General features: G+C 78.4%; 20 protein-coding genes. 12 read left to right on the top strand and 8 right to left on the bottom strand.

The window, feature by feature from the left end; genetic code table 11:
- Positions 1–116: 116 nt before the first annotated feature.
- Positions 117–4400, top strand: coding sequence for an ATP-dependent RNA helicase HrpA (gene hrpA, locus EDC03_RS10005; RefSeq protein ID WP_123380044.1), 4284 nt, complete (start codon positions 117–119; stop codon positions 4398–4400).
- Positions 4401–4405: 5 nt separating this feature from the next.
- Here the strand turns inward: hrpA and EDC03_RS10000 are convergent, their stop codons facing one another.
- The gene (locus EDC03_RS10000) at positions 4406–5212 is read right to left on the bottom strand and encodes an MOSC domain-containing protein (RefSeq protein ID WP_123380043.1); all 807 of its coding nucleotides are present in this window, start codon (positions 5210–5212) and stop codon (positions 4406–4408) included.
- Between the two features lie 109 nt (positions 5213–5321).
- Positions 5322–7313 carry a CocE/NonD family hydrolase gene (locus EDC03_RS09995; RefSeq protein WP_158674260.1) on the bottom strand — a complete coding sequence of 664 codons (1992 nt, stop codon included), beginning with the start codon at positions 7311–7313 and terminating at the stop codon, positions 5322–5324.
- Positions 7314–7478: 165 nt separating this feature from the next.
- Here EDC03_RS09995 and EDC03_RS09990 point away from each other — a divergent pair, with 165 nt between their 5' ends.
- The 3 genes from EDC03_RS09990 (at position 7479) to EDC03_RS09980 (ending at position 9333) form a co-directional block, all read left to right on the top strand.
- Complete coding sequence (locus EDC03_RS09990) at positions 7479–8474, top strand: asparaginase (RefSeq protein WP_123380041.1); 996 nt, start codon at positions 7479–7481, stop codon at positions 8472–8474.
- Positions 8471–8917 carry a D-aminoacyl-tRNA deacylase gene (dtd, locus tag EDC03_RS09985; protein WP_123380040.1) on the top strand — a complete coding sequence of 149 codons (447 nt, stop codon included), beginning with the start codon at positions 8471–8473 and terminating at the stop codon, positions 8915–8917. The genes EDC03_RS09990 and dtd overlap by 4 nt, the downstream gene beginning before the upstream one ends.
- A gap of 98 nt (positions 8918–9015) precedes the next feature.
- Positions 9016–9333, top strand: a complete 318-nt coding sequence (locus tag EDC03_RS09980; protein ID WP_123380129.1) for a DUF2516 family protein — start codon at positions 9016–9018, stop codon at positions 9331–9333.
- 19 nt (positions 9334–9352) lie between these two features.
- Here the strand turns inward: EDC03_RS09980 and EDC03_RS09975 are convergent, their stop codons facing one another.
- Entirely contained in the window at positions 9353–10243 is an 891-nt protein-coding gene (locus EDC03_RS09975) for a class I SAM-dependent methyltransferase (protein WP_241967130.1), read from the bottom strand.
- 79 nt (positions 10244–10322) lie between these two features.
- On the opposite strand from EDC03_RS09975, the gene mshA reads away from it, so the two are divergent.
- Together mshA and EDC03_RS09965 are read left to right on the top strand one after the other, a co-directional pair.
- Positions 10323–11720: a D-inositol-3-phosphate glycosyltransferase gene (mshA, locus tag EDC03_RS09970; RefSeq protein ID WP_241967129.1), complete on the top strand. Its 1398-nt coding sequence runs from the start codon at positions 10323–10325 to the stop codon at positions 11718–11720.
- Positions 11721–11787: 67 nt separating this feature from the next.
- Positions 11788–12540: a phosphoglyceromutase gene (locus tag EDC03_RS09965; RefSeq protein ID WP_123380039.1), complete on the top strand. Its 753-nt coding sequence runs from the start codon at positions 11788–11790 to the stop codon at positions 12538–12540.
- Positions 12541–12610: 70 nt separating this feature from the next.
- Here the strand turns inward: EDC03_RS09965 and phoU are convergent, their stop codons facing one another.
- Positions 12611–13273 (bottom strand): phosphate signaling complex protein PhoU, encoded by a 663-nt coding sequence (gene phoU, locus EDC03_RS09960; protein WP_123380038.1) that lies wholly within the window; start codon positions 13271–13273, stop codon positions 12611–12613.
- Between the two features lie 133 nt (positions 13274–13406).
- On the opposite strand from phoU, the gene EDC03_RS09955 reads away from it, so the two are divergent.
- From EDC03_RS09955 to EDC03_RS09945, 3 genes are all read left to right on the top strand, one after another.
- A complete protein-coding gene (locus tag EDC03_RS09955) occupies positions 13407–14624 on the top strand; it encodes a sensor histidine kinase (protein ID WP_199720111.1) in 1218 nt (405 codons plus the stop codon).
- Positions 14625–14739: 115 nt separating this feature from the next.
- Positions 14740–15423, top strand: coding sequence for a response regulator transcription factor (locus EDC03_RS09950; RefSeq protein WP_123380036.1), 684 nt, complete (start codon positions 14740–14742; stop codon positions 15421–15423).
- A gap of 157 nt (positions 15424–15580) precedes the next feature.
- Complete coding sequence (locus EDC03_RS09945; protein WP_123380035.1) at positions 15581–16003, top strand: VOC family protein; 423 nt, start codon at positions 15581–15583, stop codon at positions 16001–16003.
- Between the two features lie 101 nt (positions 16004–16104).
- On the opposite strand, the gene EDC03_RS09940 is transcribed toward EDC03_RS09945, so the two are convergent.
- The gene (locus EDC03_RS09940) at positions 16105–16695 is read right to left on the bottom strand and encodes a hypothetical protein (RefSeq protein WP_123380034.1); all 591 of its coding nucleotides are present in this window, start codon (positions 16693–16695) and stop codon (positions 16105–16107) included.
- A 415-nt stretch (positions 16696–17110) separates the two neighbouring features.
- On the opposite strand from EDC03_RS09940, the gene EDC03_RS09935 reads away from it, so the two are divergent.
- Genes EDC03_RS09935 through ispF form a run of 3 tightly spaced genes read left to right on the top strand, consistent with a single transcriptional unit; the run spans position 17111 to position 18905 of the window.
- Positions 17111–17593 carry a CarD family transcriptional regulator gene (locus tag EDC03_RS09935; RefSeq protein WP_123380033.1) on the top strand — a complete coding sequence of 161 codons (483 nt, stop codon included), beginning with the start codon at positions 17111–17113 and terminating at the stop codon, positions 17591–17593.
- 17 nt (positions 17594–17610) lie between these two features.
- The gene (ispD, locus tag EDC03_RS09930; protein ID WP_123380032.1) at positions 17611–18411 is read left to right on the top strand and encodes a 2-C-methyl-D-erythritol 4-phosphate cytidylyltransferase; all 801 of its coding nucleotides are present in this window, start codon (positions 17611–17613) and stop codon (positions 18409–18411) included.
- Positions 18408–18905 (top strand): 2-C-methyl-D-erythritol 2,4-cyclodiphosphate synthase, encoded by a 498-nt coding sequence (ispF, locus tag EDC03_RS09925; RefSeq protein ID WP_123380031.1) that lies wholly within the window; start codon positions 18408–18410, stop codon positions 18903–18905. The genes ispD and ispF overlap by 4 nt, the downstream gene beginning before the upstream one ends.
- Before the next feature lie 183 nt (positions 18906–19088).
- Here the strand turns inward: ispF and EDC03_RS09920 are convergent, their stop codons facing one another.
- Genes EDC03_RS09920 through EDC03_RS09910 form a run of 3 tightly spaced genes read right to left on the bottom strand, consistent with a single transcriptional unit; the run spans position 19089 to position 21661 of the window.
- Positions 19089–20120 carry a sucrase ferredoxin gene (locus EDC03_RS09920; RefSeq protein WP_199720110.1) on the bottom strand — a complete coding sequence of 344 codons (1032 nt, stop codon included), beginning with the start codon at positions 20118–20120 and terminating at the stop codon, positions 19089–19091.
- A gap of 7 nt (positions 20121–20127) precedes the next feature.
- On the bottom strand, positions 20128–21402 hold the full coding sequence (locus EDC03_RS09915; RefSeq protein WP_422393812.1) for a cupin domain-containing protein: 1275 nt from the start codon (positions 21400–21402) through the stop codon (positions 20128–20130).
- 1 nt (position 21403) lies between these two features.
- Positions 21404–21661 (bottom strand): BatC protein, encoded by a 258-nt coding sequence (locus tag EDC03_RS09910; protein WP_123380029.1) that lies wholly within the window; start codon positions 21659–21661, stop codon positions 21404–21406.
- Positions 21662–21718 lie beyond the last annotated feature (57 nt).

Here is a 21718-nt window from a genome sequence, read left to right as displayed (position 1 = left end):
ATGTCGGCACATCGGCGCCCTTCCGCCGCCCGAGGGCGGGCCCGTCGTGGTCCGCGGCGGCACGGGGCGGGCGCGCGGAGCGGGGGAGGCCGCGGCGCGCCTACCCTGGGACCGACATGGCCGAGCAGCGCACCCCCTCCCGTCGCGGGTCCCGCCGAGGGGGGCGTCCCCCCGGCGCCGGCCGCGCGCCGGCCCCCGTCGCCGACACCCCGCAGACCGCGGCCCTCCGCGCCGCGCTGGCGGAGGTCGGCGTCGCCGACGGGCAGCGGCTGGAGCGGCGGCTCGACGGCGCGCTGCGACGTCCAGGGCCGGAGCGAGGCGCGGCCCTCGAGCGGGTGGCGGCCGACGTCGAGACGGCGCGGGAACGGCTCGCCGTCCGCCGCACCACCGTCCCCGCGATCTCCTACCCGCCCGAGCTGCCGGTCTCGGGGGCCCGCGACGAGATCGCCGCCGCCATCCGCGACCACCAGGTCGTCGTCGTCGCCGGCGAGACGGGCTCCGGCAAGACGACGCAGCTGCCCAAGATCTGCCTCGAGCTCGGCCGCGGCGCCCGCGGGATGATCGGGCACACGCAGCCCCGGCGGATCGCCGCCCGCGCCGTCGCCGAGCGCGTCGCGGAGGAGCTGGCCGTCCCCCTCGGCGAGCAGGTGGGCTACGCCGTCCGCTTCACCGACCGCGTCAGCGACCGGACGCTCGTGTCCGTCGTGACCGACGGCATCCTCCTCGCCGAGGTGCAGCGCGACCCGATGCTGTCGCGCTACGACACCGTCATCATCGACGAGGCGCACGAGCGGTCGCTCAACATCGACTTCCTCCTCGGGATCCTCCACCGGCTCCTGCCGCGCCGGCCCGACCTCAAGCTCGTCATCACCTCGGCGACCATCGACCCGCGCCGCTTCGCCGACCACTTCGCCGACGTCGCGGGCGAGGTCCCCGTCATCGAGGTGTCGGGCCGCACCTTCCCCGTCGAGGTCCGCTACCGCCCGCTCGTCGACGACACGGCGGACGCCGACGCCGAGGAGGACGACGACGAGGACGACGACCGTCCCGCCCGCGCGGCGAAGGAGCCCGTGCAGGCGGTGTGCGACGCCGTCCGCGAGCTCGCCGCGACAGGCCCAGGCGATGTCCTCGTCTTCCTCCCCGGCGAGCGCGAGATCCGCGAGACCGCGGACGCCGTCGCCCGGATGCAGATGCGGGGCACCGAGGTCCTGCCGCTGTACGCCCGGCTGACCGGCGCCGAGCAGCACCGCGTGTTCTCCGCGCACGGCCCGGGCGTCCAGCGGCGGGTCGTCCTGTCCACCAACGTCGCCGAGACGTCGCTGACGGTGCCCGGCATCCGCTACGTCGTCGACGCCGGCCTGGCGCGCGTCTCGCGCTACAGCGCCCGTCTCAAGGTGCAGCGGCTGCCCGTCGAGGCGGTCAGCCAGGCGAGCGCGAACCAGCGGTCGGGGCGCTGCGGCCGCGTCGCCGAGGGCGTCGCGATCCGTCTCTACAGCGAGGCCGACTACGAGGGCCGCCCGCGCTTCACCGACCCCGAGGTGCTCCGGACGTCGCTCGCCTCGGTCATCCTCCAGATGGCCGCGCTCGGCCTCGGCCGGGTCGAGGACTTCCCCTTCGTCGACCCGCCCGACCGCCGCCAGGTCGCGGACGGGCTCGCGCTCCTCACCGAGCTCGGGGCCATCGAGACGACGGAGGGGGACGCGGCGGCGGAGCGGGGCCCCGCCGAGCAGCGGCAGCTCCGGCTCACCCCGGTCGGCCGGCGGCTGGCCCGGCTCCCGCTCGACCCGCGCCTGGCCCGGATGGTCGTCGAGGCCGACCGGAACAGCTGCGTGGCGGAGGTGCTCGTGCTCGCCGCGGCGCTGTCGGTGCAGGACCCGCGCGAGCGCCCCGCCGAGCACCAGCAGGCCGCCGACGCCGCGCACGCCCGCTTCCGCGACGAGCGCTCGGACCTGCTCACCCTCCTCGCCCTGTGGCGGTACCTCCACGCCCAGCAGGAGACGCTGTCCAGCAGTGCCTTCCGCCGGATGTGCAAGCGCGAGTTCCTCTCGTGGCTGCGCGTGCGCGAGTGGCAGGACGTGCACCGCCAGCTCCGGCAGCTGACCCGCTCCCTCGGCGTCGACGCGTCGAGCAGCGCGGTCCTGCCCGACGAGGACGCCGACGTCGTCGGCGAGGCGGACGACGGCGACGCGCCGGAGGAGGACGTGCTCCCGGGCAGCGAGCAGCAGGTCGACGCCGACCGCGTCCACGCGAGCGTCCTCGCCGGCTTCCTCTCGAGCATCGGGATGCGCGAGGAGCGCACGAAGGACCCGCGGGCGAAGGTCCAGGCGGGCCGCGACGCCGCGCGGCCCGATCGCCGGGAGCGTCGCAACGTCGAGTACCTCGGCGCCCGGGGCGCGCGCTTCGCCCTGTGGCCCGGCTCGGTGCTCGCCCGCAAGCCGCCGGCGTGGGTCATGGCCGCCGAGCTCGTCGAGACCTCGCGGCTGTGGGCGCGCGGCGTCGCCGCCATCCAGCCCGAGTGGGTGGAGGCGCTCGCCGGCCACCTCGTCCGGCGCACGTACTCCGAGCCGCACTGGAGCAAGAAGCGGGCGTCCGTCGTCGCCTCCGAGCGGGTGCTCCTCCACGGGCTGCCGCTCGTCGCCGCCCGGACCATCGCCTACGGCCGGGTCGACCCGGTGACGAGCCGCGACCTCTTCATCCGCCACGCGCTCGTCGAGGGCGACTGGGTGAGCACCCACCGCTTCCTCGACGACAACCGCGCCCTGCTCGACGAGGCGGAGGACCTCGAGCACCGCACCCGCACCCGTGGCCTCGTCGTCGACGAGGAGGCGCTCGTCGCCTTCTACGACGCGCGGGTGCCCGCCGACGTCGTCTCCGGGGCGCACTTCGACCGCTGGTGGAAGGGCGAGCGCCGCCGCCGCCCGGACCTCCTCACCTTCGACCCGTCGGCGCTGCTGGCCGACGCCGCGGCCGGCGTGCAGGTCGACGACTTCCCCCTCCTCTGGCGCGCGGGCGAGCTCGACCTGCGGGTCTCGTACCGCTTCGCGCCCGGCGAGGAGGACGACGGGGCGACCGTCCACGTGCCGCTGCGGGCCCTGGCCCAGCTCGACCCCGAGCCCTTCGCCTGGCAGGTGCCCGGCCTGCGCCACGAGCTCGTCACCGCCCTCGTGCGCGGGCTGCCCAAGGCCGTCCGGCGCCACCTCGCCCCGGCGCCCGACCGGGCCGAGGCGGTGCTGGCCGTCGCCGGCCCCGCGGACGGCCCCGTCCTCGAGGTGCTGTCGCGCGAGCTCGAGCGGCTCACGGGGACGCCGGTCCCGCTCGCCGACTGGGATCCCGCGGCGCTGCCGGACCACCTGCGGGTGCGCTTCACGGTCGAGGACGACGACGACCGGGCGGCCGACGGCAGCCCACGGGTCCTCGGCACGAGCCGCGACCTCCTCGCCCTGCGGCGCTCCCTCACGGCCGACGTCCGCCGCGCCGTCTCCGCGGCCGCCTCCGACCTCGAGCGCGGCGGGGCCCGGGACGCGGACGCGGCCTTCGCGACGGGCGCGCTGCCGGAGGAGGTCTCGACGGCCGGCGTCGCCGGCTACCCGGCGCTGACGGACGAGGGCGACGCGGTGGCCGTCCGGGTCTACCCCACGGCGGGGGAGGCGCGGGCCGCCCAGCGGGCCGGCACCCTCCGCCTGCTGCGGCTCGAGCTGCCGACGCCCGGCAAGGACGTCGTCCGCCGGCTGTCGAACACCGACCTGCTGACGCTGGCGCGCAGCCCGCACGGCAGCACGGCCGCGCTGCTCGACGACGTCTGGGACGCGGTCCTCGCCGACCTCGTCCGCCGGGCCGGCGGCCCGCCCACCGACCCGGAGGGCCACGCAGCCCTGCGCGAGCAGGCCCGCACCGCGGGTCCCGGGGCGGTGGCCGCGGCGGTCGGCGTCGTGGTCCGCGTGCTGCGCAGCGCCGCCGAGGTGGAGGAGCGTCTCGGCTCGCTCGCCGACGGCGCCGGCGCGGGCCTCCGGGCGCTCGCGGTCCGCCCGGCGCTGGAGGACCTGCGCGCCCAGCTCGCGGGGCTCGTGCACCCGCGGATGGTCACGGCGGCCGGGCTCGACCGGCTCCCGGACCTCCAGCGCTACCTCCAGGGGATGCTGCGCCGGGTCGCCTCGCTGCCGGGCGACGCCGCGCGCGACCGCGACCGCACCGGCGTCGTCCAGCGCTCCGCCGCCGAGGTGGAGGCCGCCGTCGCGGCCCTGCCGGCGTCCCGGCGGGGCGACGACGACGTCCGCGAGGTGCGCTGGACGCTCGAGGAGCTGCGGGTCAGCCTCTTCGCGCAGGGCCTGCCGACCCGCGGGTCGGTCTCGCCGCAGCGGGTCACCCGGGCGCTCGCCGCGCTCCCGCGCGACGACGGCTGACGTCCTCAGCCCTCGAGCGCGACCTCGTCGCCCAGCGCCACCGGCCCGGGGTCGAGCACGCGGGCGCCGACGCCCAGCAGCAGCGAGGTCCCGCCCGGGCCGTCGACCGCCCGGTCGGCGGCCAGCGCGCCGAGGAGGTCGTCCGTCGCCCGCGCGCCCGTGCCCGGCACCCGCTGGACGACGGCGCACCGGGCCACCCCGTCGCCGACGAGGACGCGGGCGCCGCCGAGCCGCAGCACCCGGCCCGACCAGGTGTCCTCGACGAAGGGGGCGGCGTCGTCTGTGCCCACGAGGACGAGGGAGCGGAACCGCTCGTCGTCGAGCGGGGCGCCGGTCCGGCGGGACAGCTCGCGCAGCGACGACGTCGTGACGAGCACGAGCGGGTCGGCGTAGACGACGGCGCCGGGGCGCAGGACGCGGGCGAGCGCGACCGGCCGGCCCACGAGGTCGCCCAGGGCCGCGTCCCACGGGCCCGGGACGGGCGTCACGGGCGCCGGCCGCCCCCAGTAGTCGGCGAGGGACGGCGTGGCCGGGACGGACGGCTCGGGCACGTGGTGGTGGCCGCCGGGGAGGTCGAGGGCGAGCCCGCCGCCGGGCGGGACGTGGGCGCGCACCCGCAGGACACCGGGGGTGCGGACGGTGCGGGCCACGGCGAGGGCGCCGGCGGCGTCGTGCTCGACGAGGCACCACCCGCGGTCGCCGACCGGCCCGTGGGCGGCGAGGTCGACCCGGGCGGGGTGGAGGTGCGCGGCGCCCTTGAGCGGCGTGAGGCCGAGCCGCCGCACGCGTCCGACGACCTGCGGCGCCCCCACGCGGGCGACGCTACGCCGGGGTCCCCGGGGGCCCCGGGGTGGCGGGCCCGCGGAGCCCGTCGGGCCCCCGCCGGCCGGGTCGCGCGACCCGGCCGGCGGGGGCGAGGGGTCACCGCGGGACGACGCGCTCGCCGAGGCGGGGGAGCGTCCCGGCGACGAGGTCCTCGGCCGCCGGCACCGGGCGGGCGGCCCCGCCGAGGAAGGCCGCGCGGCCCTGGACGGGCAGGTGGAGCGCGGTGCGGGCCAGGTCGACGGTGTACGCGGCGGAGCCGCCGTCGACCGTCGTCACCCAGCCCGGGTACGCGCCGACGACGACGAGGCCGACGCGGTGGCCGGCGGGCACGACGACGTCCTGCGCCTGCAGCTCGACGGACACCCGGTGCGTGCCCGCGCCGGGCAGGCGCAGGGCCCCCCGGGCGAGGACCTGCAGCGGCGTCTCGCCGCGCACGACCTCGGCGTCGAGGAAGCAGCCGGTGTCGGCCTCGACGCCCTCGCCCCAGCAGGACCGGGTCTCCAGCGCCCGGACGCCGCCCCCGGTCGTGAGGACGCGGTCGGCCGTGCCGTAGTCGACGAGCATGACGCCGACCTGGCCCTGGCCCGTCGCCGCGGCGTGCGTGACCTCCAGGTCGACGCGCGGCGAGCCCGACAGCCGGACGTCCTCGCGGAGCTCGCCGCTCGTCCACAGGAGGCGGTTCGGGTTGTCGCCCTCGGCCACGGCGGCCGCCTCGCGCTGGCGGGCGTTGCTCGTGACGACGACGTCGCCCTGCGTCCGGCGCGCCGGGGCGAGGGTCCCGTCGGCCTGCGGCTGCAGGCGGACGGTGCGCGTGGGCACCGGCCAGGCGTCGCTCGTGCGGATCTCGCCCGGGCGCGTCTCGACGCGGACCGACGGCTCGTCGTGGATGCCGTTGTCGACGTCCATCAGCTCGGCGTCGAACCAGCGGTGCAGCTCGCGGACCCACTCCTCGCGGTCGGAGTCGAAGGGGTCGGTGTGGCCGGAGCGGATGAGCCAGAGCTTGCGCTCGACGTCGTGCTCGCCCAGCTCGTCCCACAGCTCGGAGAAGTGCCGCATCTTGACGTTGTCGTCCTGGAGGCCGTGGACGACGAAGACGCTCGCGGTCATCTGCGAGGCGTCGTAGGGGCCGCCCGCGCGCTCGCCGCCCTCGCGGTAGTCGCGCTCGGCCCAGACGTCGTTGTAGGTGCCGCTCGCGTCGTCGGCGTCCACGCCGAGCTGCGTCAGCGCCGCGGCGCAGTCGACCGCCTCGGTGCGGTTCTGCGACACGTAGTTGCCGAGGTACGGCAGGTAGCCGGTGGAGAAGGGCAGGTCGCCCGCGCGCGTGTAGTCGTACCAGGAGCTGATGGCCTCGATCGGGACGATGGTCTCGAGCCCGGTCGTCCCGGCCGCGGCGACGCCGTTGGCCAGGGTGCCGTCGTAGGACTTGCCGATCATGCCCGTGCGCCCGGCGCTCCAGGTCGCCTCGACGACCTCCCCGTCCAGGTCGTAGGCGGTGCCCTCCCCGGCCAGCCACTCGACGACGGCGGCGACGGAGTCGACGTCCGAGGGGCCGCCGACGTCGGTGCAGCCCGTGGAGCGGCCCGTGCCGGCCATGTCGACGGCGACGAAGGCGTAGCCGCGCGGCACGAAGTAGTTGTCGTAGAAGAGGGGGAAGTTGAGCGGCCGGCCCTCGGCGTCGTACTGCTTGCGCTGGGACTCGAGGCCGCGGCCGCAGCAGAGGTAGTACGGGCTCGCGTCCATGATCACCGGCACGTCGGCGTCGAGCCCCGCCGGCCGGATGATGTCGGCGACGACGAGGTCCGGCTCGCCGTCGCCGTCGGCGTCGGGCGCCTCGACGCGGACGGTCTCGCGCACCGCGTCGGCGTAGTCGAAGACGGGCTGCGTCAGGCCGTCGGCGACGACGGGACCCGTGGGCGCCACGGTCGCCGGTGCCGCGGGCGCCGGCGCGGCGGTCGCGGGCACCGCCAGCAGCGGGACGAGCAGCGCGGCGCCGGTGACGGCGGTGCGGGCCACGAGGGCGGCCCGGGAGCGGCGCCCGGCGGTCGTCGGGCGGTCGGTGCGGGGCCGTTCGGGGGTCGGGCGTGGCACGGAGGGGCTCCCGGGTGCTGGTCGGCGTCGTCGGCGGCCCCGGCGCGGTCCGCGCCGGGACTTCCCACCCTTCCAGCGCAAAAGCCCCTGCACCAGGGTCATCGGGACATCCGGGCGCCGACCCGGGCGTCGCCGTCGCCCGGCGGCCCGCCCTACCCTCGCGGCGTGACGACGACCTCCGCCCCCGGCCCGCTCGCGGGCGCCGTGCCCATCGCGCTCGTCCGGCGCGGCGACGTCGTCGAGTCGGCGCACCACGGGCACGTCGTGCTCCTCGGGCCCGACGGCGACGTCGTCGGCGGGCTCGGCGACCCGGACGCGCTCGTCCTGCCCCGCTCGTGCCTCAAGCCGCTCCAGGCGCTCGCGATGCTGCGCTCCGGCCTGCGCCTCGGCGGCGACCTCCTCGCGCTCGCGACGGCGAGCCACAGCGGCGAGGACTTCCACCGCGACGGCGCCCGCCGCGTCCTCGCGTCGGTCGGCCGCGACGAGACGTCCCTCGCGAACACCCCCGACCTCCCGCTCGACGAGCACCTGCGGGCCACCTGGACGGCCGAGGGCCGCGCGCCGGAGCGCCTGGCGCAGAACTGCTCCGGCAAGCACGCGGCCATGGTCGCCACGTGCGTGGCCGCGGGCTGGCCGGTCGAGGGCTACCTCGACCCCGACCACCCGCTGCAGCGGGCCGTGCTCGCGACCGTCCGCGACGCGGCCGGCCGGCCGGGCGTCCCCGCCGCGGGGCACGTCACGACGGACGGCTGCGGCACGCCGCTGCCCACCGTGCCGCTGTCCGGGCTCGCGCAGGCCTTCGCGGGGCTGGCCACGGCCGGCCGGGGGACGCCCGGGCACGCGCTGGCCGAGGCCGTCCGGGACTTCCCGGTGTGGGTGGGCGGCACGACCCGGGACGTCACCGCGCTCCTGCGCGGCGTGCCCGGCCTCGTGGCCAAGGACGGCGCCGAGTCCGTCTACGCCGCGGCCCTGCCCGACGGCCGCGCCGTCGCCCTCAAGGTCCTCGACGGCGGCGACCGCGCCCGCCGGGTGGCCATGGCCGCCGCCCTCACCGCGCTCGGCGTCGACGCGCCCGTCGTCGCCGAGCAGGCGACCGCGCCCGTGCTCGGCCACGGCGAGGTCGTCGGCGAGGTCGTCGGCGTGCCGGTGCCGCTGCGGTGAGGGCGGTCCTGCAGCGGGTCTCGCGGGCGTCCGTCGTCGTCGACGGCGAGGTGGTCGGCGCCGTCGACCCCGGCGGGGACGGCGGGGGCGGGCAGGGGCTGTGCGTGCTCGTCGGCGTCGCCCGCGACGACGGGCCGGAGCAGGTCGCGGCGATGGTCCGCAAGGTCGCCGGGCTGCGGGTGCTCGACGGCGAGCGCTCCGTGGTCGAGGCCGGGGCGCCCGTCCTCGTCGTCAGCCAGTTCACGCTGCAGGGGGACACGCGCAAGGGGCGCCGACCCAGCTGGTCGGCGGCCGCGCCCGGCGACGTCGCCGCCCCGCTCGTCGACGCCGTCGTCGCGGGGCTCCGGGCGGAGGGCCTCGAGGTGGCCACCGGGCGCTTCGGCGCCCACATGGCCGTGGAGCTCGTCAACGACGGGCCGGTCACCCTCGTCGTCGACGTCTGACGTCCCGCGCGCCGGACGCGGGGACCGAGGAGGGGGCCGGGGGAGCCGGGCGGGTGGACGGCCGGGCCGCGCCGGCGACGGGCACCTACGCTGCGCCCATGCAGTCGATCTTCCAGGCCCAGGGCCTCGTCACCCTGCTCCTCGGCCTGGCCGTCCTCGCGCTCTGCGTCTACGCCCTCGTCGACGCGGCCCGGCGCCCGGCCGGCGCCTTCGCCGCCGCGGGCAAGCTGACGAAGAACAAGTGGGTGGCCATCCTCGCGGTGGCCTCGCTCGTCAGCTTCGCGACGGCGGGCGGCCTCGGCCTCATCATCATCCCGCTCGTCGCCGCGGGCGTGTACCTCGCCGACGTGCGCCCCGCCCTCCGCTCGGTGGGCGGCGGCCCCGGCAGCCGCGGAGTCGGCAGCTCCGGCTGGTGACCCGCCGGGGCGGACGCCCCTAGGGCGCCACCGCCCCCCACGCCACGGCCACCTCGCCGAGCCGCCAGCGCCGCGGGCCGCCCCGGGGCGCCCGGACGACGACCGGCCACCCCTCCGCCGCCACGGCGCGGCACGTCGCGACCCACCGCTGCCGCGGCCCCCACGGGGCGAGCGGGGCGGCGCGGTGCCAGGCCGCGTCGAGCGCGGCCAGCCACGCGTGCACCCGCGTCCCCGGCACGTTGGCGTGGACGAGGGCCTTCGGCAGCCGCTCGGCGACGTCGGAGGGCTGCGCGCCCGGGAGGGCGAGGTCCGCCGTGCGCACCGACAGGACGAGCTCCCGCGGCCCGTCGGCGCCGACGACCGCCCACGCCGCCCGCCGGCCCACCTCGTCGCACGTCACGTCGAGCAGGAGCCCGCCCGGGGCGAGGCGGCCCGTCACGAGGTCCCACGCCGCCGGCACGTCCTCGACGGCGTACTGCCGCAGCACGTTGGCGGCCCGCACGAGGACCGGACGGCGCCCCGCGACCGGCCCGCCGAGCTCGAAGCCCCCGACGCCCACGTCCACGCCGCGGACCTCCGCCGCGGGCAGGCCGTCGAGGAGGCGCCGGGCGAGCGCGGCGCGCTCGCGGTCCACCTCCAGCCCGACGACCGCGACGTCGGGCCGCACCTCCCGCAGCGCCCGCGCGAGCCGCAGCGTCGTCGTCGGCACGGCGCCGAAGCCGAGGTCGACGACGAGGGGGTCCTCGGCCGCCAGGAGCAGGCGGGCGCCGGGGCCGGCGGCCCACCGGTCCACCCGGCGCAGCCGGTCCGGGCCCGTGGTGCCCCGCGTGACGACGCCGACGGGCGCCCCCGCCGGCGCCCGCCGGGCGAGCGCGCCCGCGGGCACGGCGGCGGAGGAGGGCGACGGCACGCCCCATGGTCCCCGACGTCGCCCGCACGCCCCGCCGCCGCGGGGCGGCGCGTCGCGCGCAGGGCGTAGCGTCCCGGTCGTGCCGACCGTGCCCGACCGCCCGACCGCCGACCCCGCGGACGGCCCGGACGGCCCCGGGGCCGGAGCGCCGGCGGCCCCGCCCCGCCGCGTGGCCCTCCTGTCCGTGCACAGCTCGCCCCTGGACCAGCCCGGCAGCGGCGACGCCGGCGGCCTCACGACGTACGTGCGCGGCCTCGCCGCCGCGCTGGCCCGGCGCGGTGCCGCCGTCGACCTGCTGACGCGCGCGACGGCGCCCGACCAGCCGCCCGTCGTCCGGGTCGGCCCCGGCGTCCGCGTCCTCCACGTCCCCGCGGGCCCGGCGCACGAGGTGCCGAAGGAGGAGCTGCCCGCGCTGCTGCCCGCCCTGGCCGACCGGCTCCTCGACCCGCCCGACGCCACGCCGGCGGAGCGCTACGACGTCGTCCACGGGCACTACTGGCTCTCCGGGGTGGTCGGGCGGCGCCTGGCCGCACGGTGGCGGGTGCCGTTCGTCCAGACGATGCACACGACGGCGCGGGTCAAGGACCTCCACCGCGGGCCCGGCCAGCCGCCGGAGCCCGCGGTCCGGGTCCGCGGCGAGGAGGAGGTCGTCGCGGCGGCCGACGGGCTCGTCGCGAGCACCGTCGACGAGCGGCGGGAGCTCGTCGAGCTCTACGGGGCCGACCCCGACCGCGTCGCCGTCGTGCCGCCCGGCGTGGACCTGTCGGCCTTCGCGCCGCCGGCGGACGCCGCCGACGCCGCGGCGGGGCGGCGGGCGCTCGGGCTCGGGGACGACGACCTCGTCGTCCTCTTCGCCGGCCGGCTGCAGCCGCTCAAGGGGCCGGACGTCCTGGTCCGGGCGGCCGCGGCGCTGCGCGCCGGCGTGCTCGACCCCGGCCGGGCCGCCCGCCTCGTCGTCGTCGTGGTCGGGGGGCCGTCGGGGGCGGGGGCCGGCGCCAGCGCGCGCGACGACCTCGACGCGCTCGCCCGCTCCCTCGGGCTGCGCGGGGTGCCCGGCGCGGACGACGTCGTCCGGCTCGTGGACCCGCAGCCCGCGCCCGCGCTCGCGCGCTGGTACCGCGCCGCCGACCTCGTGGCGGTGCCCTCGCGCACGGAGTCCTTCGGGCTCGTTGCGCTGGAGGCGCAGGCCTGCGGCACGCCCGTCGTCGCGACGAGCACCGGCGGGCTCCGCACCGCGGTGGTCGACGGCGTCACGGGGGTGCTGGTCGACGGGGCGGACCCGGCGACGTGGGCCGCCGTGCTGGCCGACCTCCTGCGCGACGACGCCCGCCGCGCCCGTCTCGGCGCGGCCGCCGTCGAGCACGCCGCCGGCTACGGCTGGGACGCCACGGCGGCGCGCACCGAGGCCCTCTACGTCCGGGCGCGCGCCGCCGTCGCGGCCCGGGCCGCCCGCCGGACGCCCGCGCCCTGCCGCTGAGCAACCGGCCCCCGGGCCCCGCCCCGGGCGAGGTGCCGCCGACGGCCCGGCCCCTACGCTGGCGGCCATGTCGATGACCCTGGTGCTGCTCCGCCACGGCGAGAGCGAGTGGAACGCGAAGAACCTCTTCACCGGCTGGGTGGACGTCCCCCTGTCGGCGAAGGGCGAGGCCGAGGCGCGGCGCGGCGGCGAGCTGCTCAAGGGGGAGGGGCTGCTCCCCGACCTCGTGCACACGTCGCTCCTGCGCCGCGCGATCACCACGGCCAACCTCGCGCTCGACGCCGCCGACCGGCACTGGGTGCCCGTCACCCGCTCCTGGCGCCTCAACGAGCGCCACTACGGCGCGCTGCAGGGCAAGGACAAGGCCCAGACGCTCGAGACCTACGGCGAGGAGCAGTTCATGCTCTGGCGCCGCTCGTACAGCACCCCGCCGCCCGCCATCGAGGCCGGCGACGACTTCAGCCAGGCCGGCGACCCGCGCTACGCCGACCTCGGCGACGCCATGCCGGCCACCGAGTGCCTGCAGGACGTCGTCGCGCGGATGCTCCCGTACTGGGAGGACGCCGTCGTCCCCGACCTGCGTGCGGGCCGCACCGTCCTCGTCGCGGCGCACGGCAACTCGCTGCGCGCCCTCGTCAAGCACCTCGACGGGATCTCCGACGACGACATCGCCGGCCTCAACATCCCCACCGGCATCCCGCTGCTCTACGAGCTCGACGACGAGCTGCGCCCGCTGACGCGCGGCGGCCGCTACCTCGACCCGGACGCCGCCGCGGCGGCGGCCGCGGCCGTCGCCGCCCAGGGGCGCCGCACCTCCTGACGACCGGTCCCGCACGCACGAGGGCCCGCACCGCCGGACGGCGGTGCGGGCCCTCGTGCGTGCGGGGGGCTCAGGCGACGGGCTGGACCGGCTTCATCCACTCGCCGGTGACGAGGAAGCCGACGCGGCGCACGACGGAGACCGCGTGGTCGCCGTAGCGCTCGAAGTAGCGGCTGCAGAGCGTCATGTCGATGGTCCGCTCCGTCGACTCCGACCACTCCGGGGCGTTCATCGTCGTGAAGACCGACTTGTGGAGCTCGTCGAGCCGGTCGTCGTCGCGCTCGACCTGGGCGGCCAGCTCGAGGTCGCGCGTCGTGATGACGGTGCCCGCGGCCGTGGCGATGCGGGCCGCGGCGTCGCCCATCTCGGTGATGGTCGGGACGAGCACCTCGGGGACGACGTGGTGCGGGTGGCGCAGGCGCGCCTGGCTCGCGACGTGGCGGGCGAGGTCGCCCATCCGCTCGAGCGACGTGGACATGCGCAGCGCCGAGACGACGACGCGCAGGTCGGTGGCCACGGGCGACTCGCGGGCGAGCAGCGTGACCGCCCGGTCGTCGAGGTGGCGCTGCTGCGCGTCGATCTGCGCGTCCGCGCTGATGACGCTCTCCGCGAGGGCGAGGTCGCCCTCGAGCAGGGCCTGCGTGGCGTTGGCCATGGCGGCGCTGACCAGGCCGCTCATCTGGGTCAGCTGCTCGGCCAGGGACCGCAGCTCGTCGTGGAAGACCTCTCGCATGGCCGCAGCGTTCCACCGTCGCGTGAACGCCGTCGACCCCCGGGGTGAACGGGAGGCGACCGGCGCGCGCCGGGCCGTGGCGCGGGGCCCTCCCCGGCCCGCCGGCGCCCGGGGCAGCCCTACGCTGCGGCGCGTGGACGGCACCTGGACGACGGCCCTCGCCGGCCTGGTCGGCGTGCTCGTGGGCGCCGGCGGCGTCCTCGCGTCCCGCTGGGGCGAGCGGCGCCCGGCCCCGCCGCCCGACCTCGACGACGACCTCCCGCCCGGCGCCACCGACGTCCTCGCCGTGCTGTCCTCGGCCACCGTCGTCCTCGACGTCGCCGACTCCGTCGTGCGGGCCAGCGCCGCCGCGCACGCCTTCGGCATCGTCCGCGACCGCGAGCTCGTCCACGAGGAGCTGGCGCGGATGGTCGCGCACGTGCGCCGCGACGGGGAGATCCGCGACGCCGAGATGCAGCTGCCGCGCGGCCCCTTCGTCCCGTCGTCCCCCGACGGCGCGGGCATGCTCGTCGTCGGCGTCCGGGTGGCGCCGCTGGGGTCGCTGCACGTCCTCGTCCTCGTCGAGGACCGCACCCAGGCCAAGCGACTGGAGGAGGTCCGGCGGGACTTCGTCGCCAACGTCAGCCACGAGCTGAAGACGCCGGTCGGCGCCATCGCCCTCCTCGCCGAGACGATGGACCAGGCCGCCGAGGACCCGGCCACGGTGCGCCGCTTCGCCCAGCGGATGACCCGTGAGTCGCAGCGGCTGTCGGCGCTCGTGCAGGAGATCGTCCAGCTCTCCCGCCTCCAGGACGCCGACGCGCGGCACCAGCCCGTGCCCGTCGACGTCGACGAGGCCGTCCTCGAGGCCGTGGACCGGACCCGCCTCGTGGCCGACGGCCGCGGCGTGCGCATCACCACGCAGCTGTCCGCCGAGGGCGCCGACCCGGCGCGCCGGCAGGGCCCGCCCGCCCAGGTCTGGGGCGACCGTGAGCTCGTCGTCACGGCGGTGCGCAACCTCGTCGACAACGGCGTGCACTACTCCGACCCCGGCACGCGCGTCGCCGTCGTCGTCTCCGTCGTCGGCGAGCGGGTGGAGGTCGTCGTCCGCGACCAGGGCATCGGCATCCCCGAGGCGGAGGCCGACCGCGTCTTCGAGCGCTTCTACCGCCTCGACCCGGCCCGCTCGCGGGCCACGGGCGGCACGGGCCTCGGCCTGTCCATCGTCAAGCACGTCGCGGCCAACCACGGCGGCGACGTGGGGCTGTGGAGCCGCCCCGGCGAGGGGTCGACCTTCACGCTCCGCCTCCCGCTGCGCCGGGCCGCCGACGACGTCGCCGCCCCCGCCGCCGAGCCCCGCGCCGCGGGCTGACCCGGCTCGTCACCCGCAGCACCCCAGGACCTCAGGACCGCCAGACCCGCCCGACCACCGCACCGAGGGGCCGCGCCGCACGAGGCGGCCGGCCCGCAGACGCCGAGGAGCGCCCGTGACCCGCATCCTGCTCGTCGAGGACGAGGAGTCCCTCAGCGACCCGCTGGCCTACCAGCTGGGGCGCGAGGGCTACGAGGTCGCGGTGGCCGCCGACGGCCCCGCCGCCCTCGCCGAGTTCGACCGCGCCGGGGCCGACCTCGTCCTGCTCGACCTCATGCTCCCCGGGCTGCCCGGCACCGAGGTCTGCCGCCAGCTCCGCGCCCGCAGCGCCGTCCCCGTCATCATGGTGACGGCCAAGGACAGCGAGGTGGACGTCGTCGTGGGCCTCGAGCTGGGCGCCGACGACTACGTGACGAAGCCGTACTCCTCGCGCGAGCTCCTCGCCCGCATCCGCGCCGTGCTGCGCCGGGGCGGCGAGGTCGACGAGGGCGAGGACCCGGCCGCCCTCGCCGCCGGCCCCGTGCGGATGGACGTCGAGCGCCACGTCGTCACCCTCGGCGGCGAGCCGCTGTCCCTGCCGCTCAAGGAGTTCGAGCTCCTCGAGGTGCTGCTGCGCAACGCCGGCCGGGTGCTGACCCGCGGCCAGCTCATCGACCGGGTGTGGGGCGCCGACTACGTCGGCGACACGAAGACGCTCGACGTCCACGTCAAGCGGCTGCGCGCCAAGATCGAGGACGACCCGGCCAGCCCGACGCGCCTCGTCACCGTGCGGGGGCTCGGCTACAAGCTCGAGGGCTGAGCCCGCCCGGCCCGGCGACCCGACCCGACGGGGTGACCGTCGGGGGAGGAGCGCCACCGATGAGTTCCCCGCCCGTCGCCGGTCGGTAGGGGCAGCGGGCGGCGAGGGGCCGCCCGCACGCAGCGGGCGGAGCACCGCCCCCGGACGAGGAGGCCCCGTGGCCGTCGAGATCAGCCCGTACCTGTACCCCCGCGGCGACGTCCGCGAGGCGCTGGAGACCTACCGCCGCGCGCTGCGCGGCTCCGAGCCCGAGGTGACGACCTACGGGCAGATCGGCATGCCCGACCCCGCGAGCGCCGACCTCGTGGCCAACGCGATGCTCCGCAGCGAGGTCGTCGGCGTCCTCATGGTCTCGGACTACCCGCCGGGCATGCCCGAGGAGCAGCGCCCCCCGGCGGGCGGCCTGGCCGTGTGGGGCGACGACGGCCCGATGCTCGAGGCGGCGTGGGAGGTGCTCTCCGAGGGGGCCGAGGTCCACCAGGACCTGTCGCCGTCGCCGTGGGGCACCCGGTTCGGCACCCTCACCGACCGGTGGGGCGTCAGCTGGATGTTCGACGTCGCGGCACCGGCCACGGCCTGAGGTCCTCGGCCGCGCGACCGGCTCGACCGGTGCGGGACGGCCCCGGACGCAGGACGGCCCCCGACCGGCAGGTCGGGGGCCGTCCTGCGACGTGCGGGCGGTCAGGCGTCCTCGGCGGGCAGCAGCCCGTCGTACTCCGGCAGCGTCGCGTCGAGGAGCGGGACCGAGACCTCGAGCGCCTCGTCGCCGACGGCGATCGTGACCTCGGCCAGCGTGCCCGGCTGGTGGCCGACCGGGTCGGCGACGAGGGTGCCGGTCGTCTCCGCGCCCTCGGGGGCCTCGAGCGGCGGGACGCCGAGCGTCTCCTCGGGGACCTCGGTGAGCGGGACGCTGCTGCGCGGGGGCACGACGACCTCGGCGAAGAGCCCGCCCGGCCCGCTGATGACGGCCGAGACCTCCTCGAGCGACTCGTTGACGAGGACGCCGTAGAGCGCGGCGGCCTGGTCCTCGCCCGCGCCGAGCAGGAGGAGGTTGCGGGCGAGCAGGCGCTGCTGGACCTGCTCGGTCGTCGTCTCCTGGAGGACGACCGACGCCGAGACGCCGTCGGACGGCGCGTACTGCAGCTCGGTGGAGAACTGGTTGACGACGGGGGAGACCGCGCAGCCGGTCGTCAGCGCGAGGGCGCCGGCGGCCAGGAGGGCGGCGCCCGACCGGACGGCGGCGCGGGGCGCCGCGGGGCGGGGAAGGGGCACGGGTGTCTCCTCGGTCGTCGGTCCGTCGCGGCCGGGCGGTCGGCGCGGACGTCGGGGGCAGCGTAGCCGCGGCCGCCCCGCCGGGCCCCGTGGGCCCCGGCCCGTCGTGGCGGGGGCCGAGGGCGGCTCTGCCGCAGGGCCCCGGGCCCCGCCCTGGCCGGCCGCCGCGGTCGGCGCGGAGGGGGCGGGGAGAGGTCTGGGAGGGGCCCGGGGGGCGGGCGGGGAGACCCGCCGGAGGGGCCGGAGCGGTGTCCCGCGGCACCCGTCGCAGCATGCGCCCGGTCTTCCTGTCAAGGCCCTGGGAGGACGGATGCGGCCCTCCGCGAGCCCCTGACCTGCGACGATGCTCGTGGACGGGCCCGGAGGGGCCCTCTCGCCGTGGTAACCTGGCCGCCGCGGAAGGGGATGTGAGCAGATGGCTTTCACTGTTGGCGAGACTGTCGTGTACCCCCATCACGGGGCGGCGCTGATCGAGGAGATCAAGACCCGCATCATCAAGGGCGAGGAGAAGCTCTACCTCCGCCTCAAGGTCGCCCAGGGTGACCTCACCATCGAGGTCCCGGCGGAGAACTGCGACCTCGTCGGCGTGCGCGACGTCGTCGGCAAGGAGGGCCTGGACCGCGTGTTCGAGGTCCTGCGCCAGCCGTACACCGAGGAGCCGACCAACTGGTCGCGCCGGTACAAGGCCAACCTCGAGAAGCTGGCCTCCGGCGACGTCATCAAGGTCGCCGAGGTCGTGCGCGACCTCTCCCGGCGCGACGCCGACCGCGGCCTGTCCGCCGGCGAGAAGCGCATGCTGGCCAAGGCCCGCCAGATCCTCGTCTCCGAGCTCGCGCTCGCGGAGAAGACCGAGGAGGAGAAGGCCGAGGCCATCCTCGACGAGGTCCTCGCGTCCTGAGACGTCCCGAGGACCGCATGAGCACCACGCACGACGCCGAGCCCGCCGTCCCGTCCGGGGCGGCGGGCTCCGTGCGTCCGGGCCCGGACGCGACGGCGGGGGCGGGCCGCCGCGGGGGCGTCGCCTGCGTCCTCGTCGCCGCCGGCGCGGGCACCCGGCTCGCGGCCGGGCGTCCGAAGGCCTTCGTGCCCGCCGCCGGGCGTCCGCTCCTCGTCCACGCGGCCGAGGGCCTGGCCGCCGCCGGGGCGGTGGACGTCCTCGTCGTCGTCGTGCCGGCGGGGGCGGAGCGCGCCACGGAGGAGCTGCTCGCGCCGGTGGCCGGGCTGCCGCCGGCGACCGTCGTCGCCGGCGGTGCGTCCCGGCAGGCGTCCGTCGCCGCCGGCCTCGCCGCCCTGCCCGACGGCACGGGCGTCGTCCTCGTCCACGACGCCGCGCGGGCCCTCACCCCGCCCGCCGTCGTGCGCCGGGTCGTCGACGCCGTCGCCGCCGGCCACGGGGCGGTCGTGCCCGCCGTCCCGGTCGTCGACACCCTCCGCGAGGTCGGCGGCCGGGTCGTCGACCGGGCGCGGCTGCGCGCCGTCCAGACGCCGCAGGGCTTCGACGTCGCCGCCCTGCGCCGGGCGCACGCCGTCCCCGCCGACGGGGAGGGCGCCACCGACGACGCCGGCCTCGTGGAGCGCACCGGCGTCCCCGTGCACGTCGTCGACGGCGACCCGGAGGCCCTCAAGGTGACGACCCCGCTCGACCTCCTGCTCGTCGAGGCCCTCCTCGCCCGCCGCGGGGCCGCCCGCGCCGCAGCCGCGGTGGGGACGCCGTGACGGCGCCGACCGGGCTGCCGCGCGTCGGGTCGGGCGTCGACGTCCACGCCTTCGCGGCCGAGGGGTCGGACCGCCCGCTGTGGGTGGCCGGGCTGCTCTGGCCCGGGGAGCGCGGGCTGGAGGGGCACTCCGACGCCGACGTCGTGGCCCACGCCGCCTGCGACGCCCTGCTCTCGGCGGCCGGCATCGGCGACCTCGGGCAGCACTTCGGCACGGCCGAGCCGGAGTGGGCGGGTGCCGCCGGCGTCGTCCTCCTCGCCGAGACCGCCCGGCGTGTCCGGGCGGCGGGCTTCGAGGTCGGCAACGTCGCCGTGCAGCTCCTCGGCAATCGCCCTCGCTTCAGCCCCCGGCGGGCCGAGGCGCAGGAGGTGCTCACCCGGGCGGCCGGCGCGCCCGTCGCCGTCTCCGCGACGACGACCGACGGCCTCGGCCTCACCGGCCGGGGCGAGGGCCTCGCGGCCCTCGCGACGGCGCTCGTCGTCCCCCGCCCCTGACGCACCGCACCCCTCCGGAAGGCACTTCGACGCCCTTCTGCCCGGAGCGGGTCGCCCTGCAGGGCACTTCGGCGCCCTTCTGCCCGGAGCGGGTCGCCTGCAGGGCACTTCGGCGCCCTCCTGCCGTGGGTGGGGGCGCACGGGGGCAGATGGGCGCCCTCCTGCCCGGGGCGAGAGGCGGCGTCAGGCGACGGTGCGGACGTCCACGGCCTCGTGGACGACGGCGACCGCCTCGCCGGGGGCGCGGCAGGTCAGCCGGGCGGGGGCGCGGCGGGTGCGCGCCACCGTGACGACGCAGCGGGGCGGCAGCGGGCCCGAGCCGGTGACCTCGACCTCCCACCGGTCCTCGCCCACGGGGACGGGGCGGCCGGGGACGGCGTCGCGCACCCCGGCGGGGCCGTGGCGGTCGAGCACGCCGAGGACGGCGGCCTGCGCGAGCGGCGGGCCGTTGCTGACGCCCCGCAGGTACCGGGTGCGGACGGCACCGGCGAGGTGCTCGTCGACGACCCGCTCGGCCGAGGCCGGGTCGAGGTCGCCGTAGTAGGCGCCGTCGGGCAGGACGAGCAGGTTGGGCGCGAAGCGGTCCCCGCCGACGTGCGAGCACTCCCACGTCGCGGCGGGCCAGCGCGCCGCGAGGGCCGCCGCGACGGGACGGCCGCGGACGGCGCAGCACGCGTCGTGCCGGCCGTGGGCGCACACGAGCAGGAGGGGCGAGGCGTCCGCGGTCGCCGGGTCCGGGTCCTTCCGCAGCGCGTCGACGGCGGCGGCGAGCCCGCCGAGGCGCAGGGGCCCGGTCGCGTCGCCGGCGGTGGGGTCGGCGAGGGCGGCCTCCCACGTGCCCCAGCGGGCCAGCCCCGTCGGCTGGTCGACGACCGCCCAGCGCCGCTCGGGGGAGCGGGCCGCGGCCGTGGCCGCCGGCCGCGCCGCCGGGCGCCGGACGAGCAGGGCGCGCCCGCCGACGTCGGCGAGCACCTGCCGCAGGTGCTCGCGGACGTCGGCCGCGAGCCCCGACCCGGCCAGGGCGTCGGGGGCCCAGGGGCCCGGGTGCTCGAGCAGCAGCCAGCGGCGCGTCCACGCGGCCGTGGCCCCGAGCGGGTCGCAGCGGCGACGGGCGTCGTCGGAGCAGCGGGGCAGGTCGCGACGCCGCTGGGGCGCGTCGGCGGAGCCCGGGTCGACCTGGGCCGGGACCGTCGCGCCGACGGGAGGGGTGCTCACGGGCGGGTCACCGGGGGACGAGCACCCCGGCGAGCACGAGCCGGCGGGCCAGGTCGGTCGGCAGGGCCAGGTCGGTCGGCAGGGCGGCGACCGCCCCGTCGGCGCCGTCGAGCAGCGCGGTGACGGCGTCGACGTCGTCCGCGCCGAGGAGGACGTCGCCCGCGCGGCTGCGCAGGACCGCCCCGTCGGCGCCGTCGGTCCGCGGCACCAGGGAGCCCGACAGCCACCGGCGCAGCACGAGGTCGTCCGGGGGGCCGCCGGCGTCGAGGGCCTCGGCCGCACGCAGCTGGGCGAGGGGCCCGACCGGCTCGGCCCGCTGGTTGGCGCGCGCCTGGGCGGCCAGCGGCGCGGCCACGCGGGCGGCGTCGACGGCCTCGACGGCGCGCAGCAGGCGGGCCCGGACGAGCTCGAGGTCGTCGGCCGTGGCGGCGGGGTCCTCGACGCGGGTGCCGAAGGGCAGCGAGGCGCGGACGTCCTCGTCGTCGGCGAGGTCGGCGAGCGCCGCCCGGAGGAGCTGGTCGGCCATCGCGTGCCGGGTCCACGGGTGGATGCCGATGGTGAGGTGCGTGCTGACGCCGCCCAGCGCCGTGGCCGCGTGGAGGTAGCCCCGCGGCAGGTAGAGGCAGTCCCCGGGCGCGAGCACCGTGTCGAGGAGCGGCTCGCGGGCGGCCTCGGCCTCGACGGCGGCGCGGTGCGCCGTCCAGGGCTGGTCGCGCAGCGGGCGCGGGTGCACGGGCTCGTGGAGGCGCCAGCGCTTCTCGCCCTCGACCTGGAGGACGAAGACGTCGTGGACGTCGTAGTGGTCGTCGAAGCCGCGGTTCTGCGGCGGCGTGACGTAGGCGTTGACCTGGACGGGGTGCCCCAGCTCGCCGGCCAGCTGCTGCGAGAACTCCACCAGCGCCGGCCACGTGCGGTGCAGGCCCTGGAGGACCATCGTCGAGCCGTCGGCGAAGAGCCGGACGAGCTTGTCGTCGCTGACCTGGTCGCCGATCGTCGCGCCGACGCCCCCGCCGGCGGTGAAGCGGCGGTCGGGCAGCGTGCTGCCCTCCTTGGCCACGCGGAGGAAGGGCGCGCGCAGGCCGCGGCGGGAGACCAGCTCGTCGACGGCGTCGGCGGAGAGCAGGTCGGCGAAGTCGCGGGGGAGGTCGGCGGCGCGCACGAGCAGGGGGCGGCGTCCCCAGGTGGAGGTGCCGAAGCCCTCCGCGGCGTCGCCGAGGAGGCGGTGCAGGGCCGGGTGGCCGGACGCGTGCCCGGCCACCCGGCCCTCGTGCAGGGCTGTCACGTCAGGCGCTGCCGTCCGCGCCGCCGTCGTGGTGGCCGGGGACGCCGTCGCCGGCGCCGGAGTCGGCCGGGCCCTCGACGTCGTCGGCGCCCGTGTCGGCGCCGCCGTCCGCGCCGCCGTCGTGCTGGCCGGGCGTGCCCTCGCCGGCGCCCGAGTCCGCGGGGCCCTCGGCGCCGCCGTCGGCGCCGCCGTCGTGCTGGCCGGGGACGCCCTCGCCCGCGCCGCTGTCCGCGGGACCCTCGATGTCGCTGGTGCTCATGCCTACCTCCGTGGTGGTGGTCGGTGGGTGGTGGCCGCGCCGGGAGGCCCGGCCGAC

This window comes from Pseudokineococcus lusitanus (assembly GCF_003751265.1).
Classification (GTDB): Bacteria; Actinomycetota; Actinomycetes; order Actinomycetales; family Quadrisphaeraceae; genus Pseudokineococcus; species Pseudokineococcus lusitanus.
This window is presented reverse-complemented; position numbering and strand designations above follow the sequence as displayed.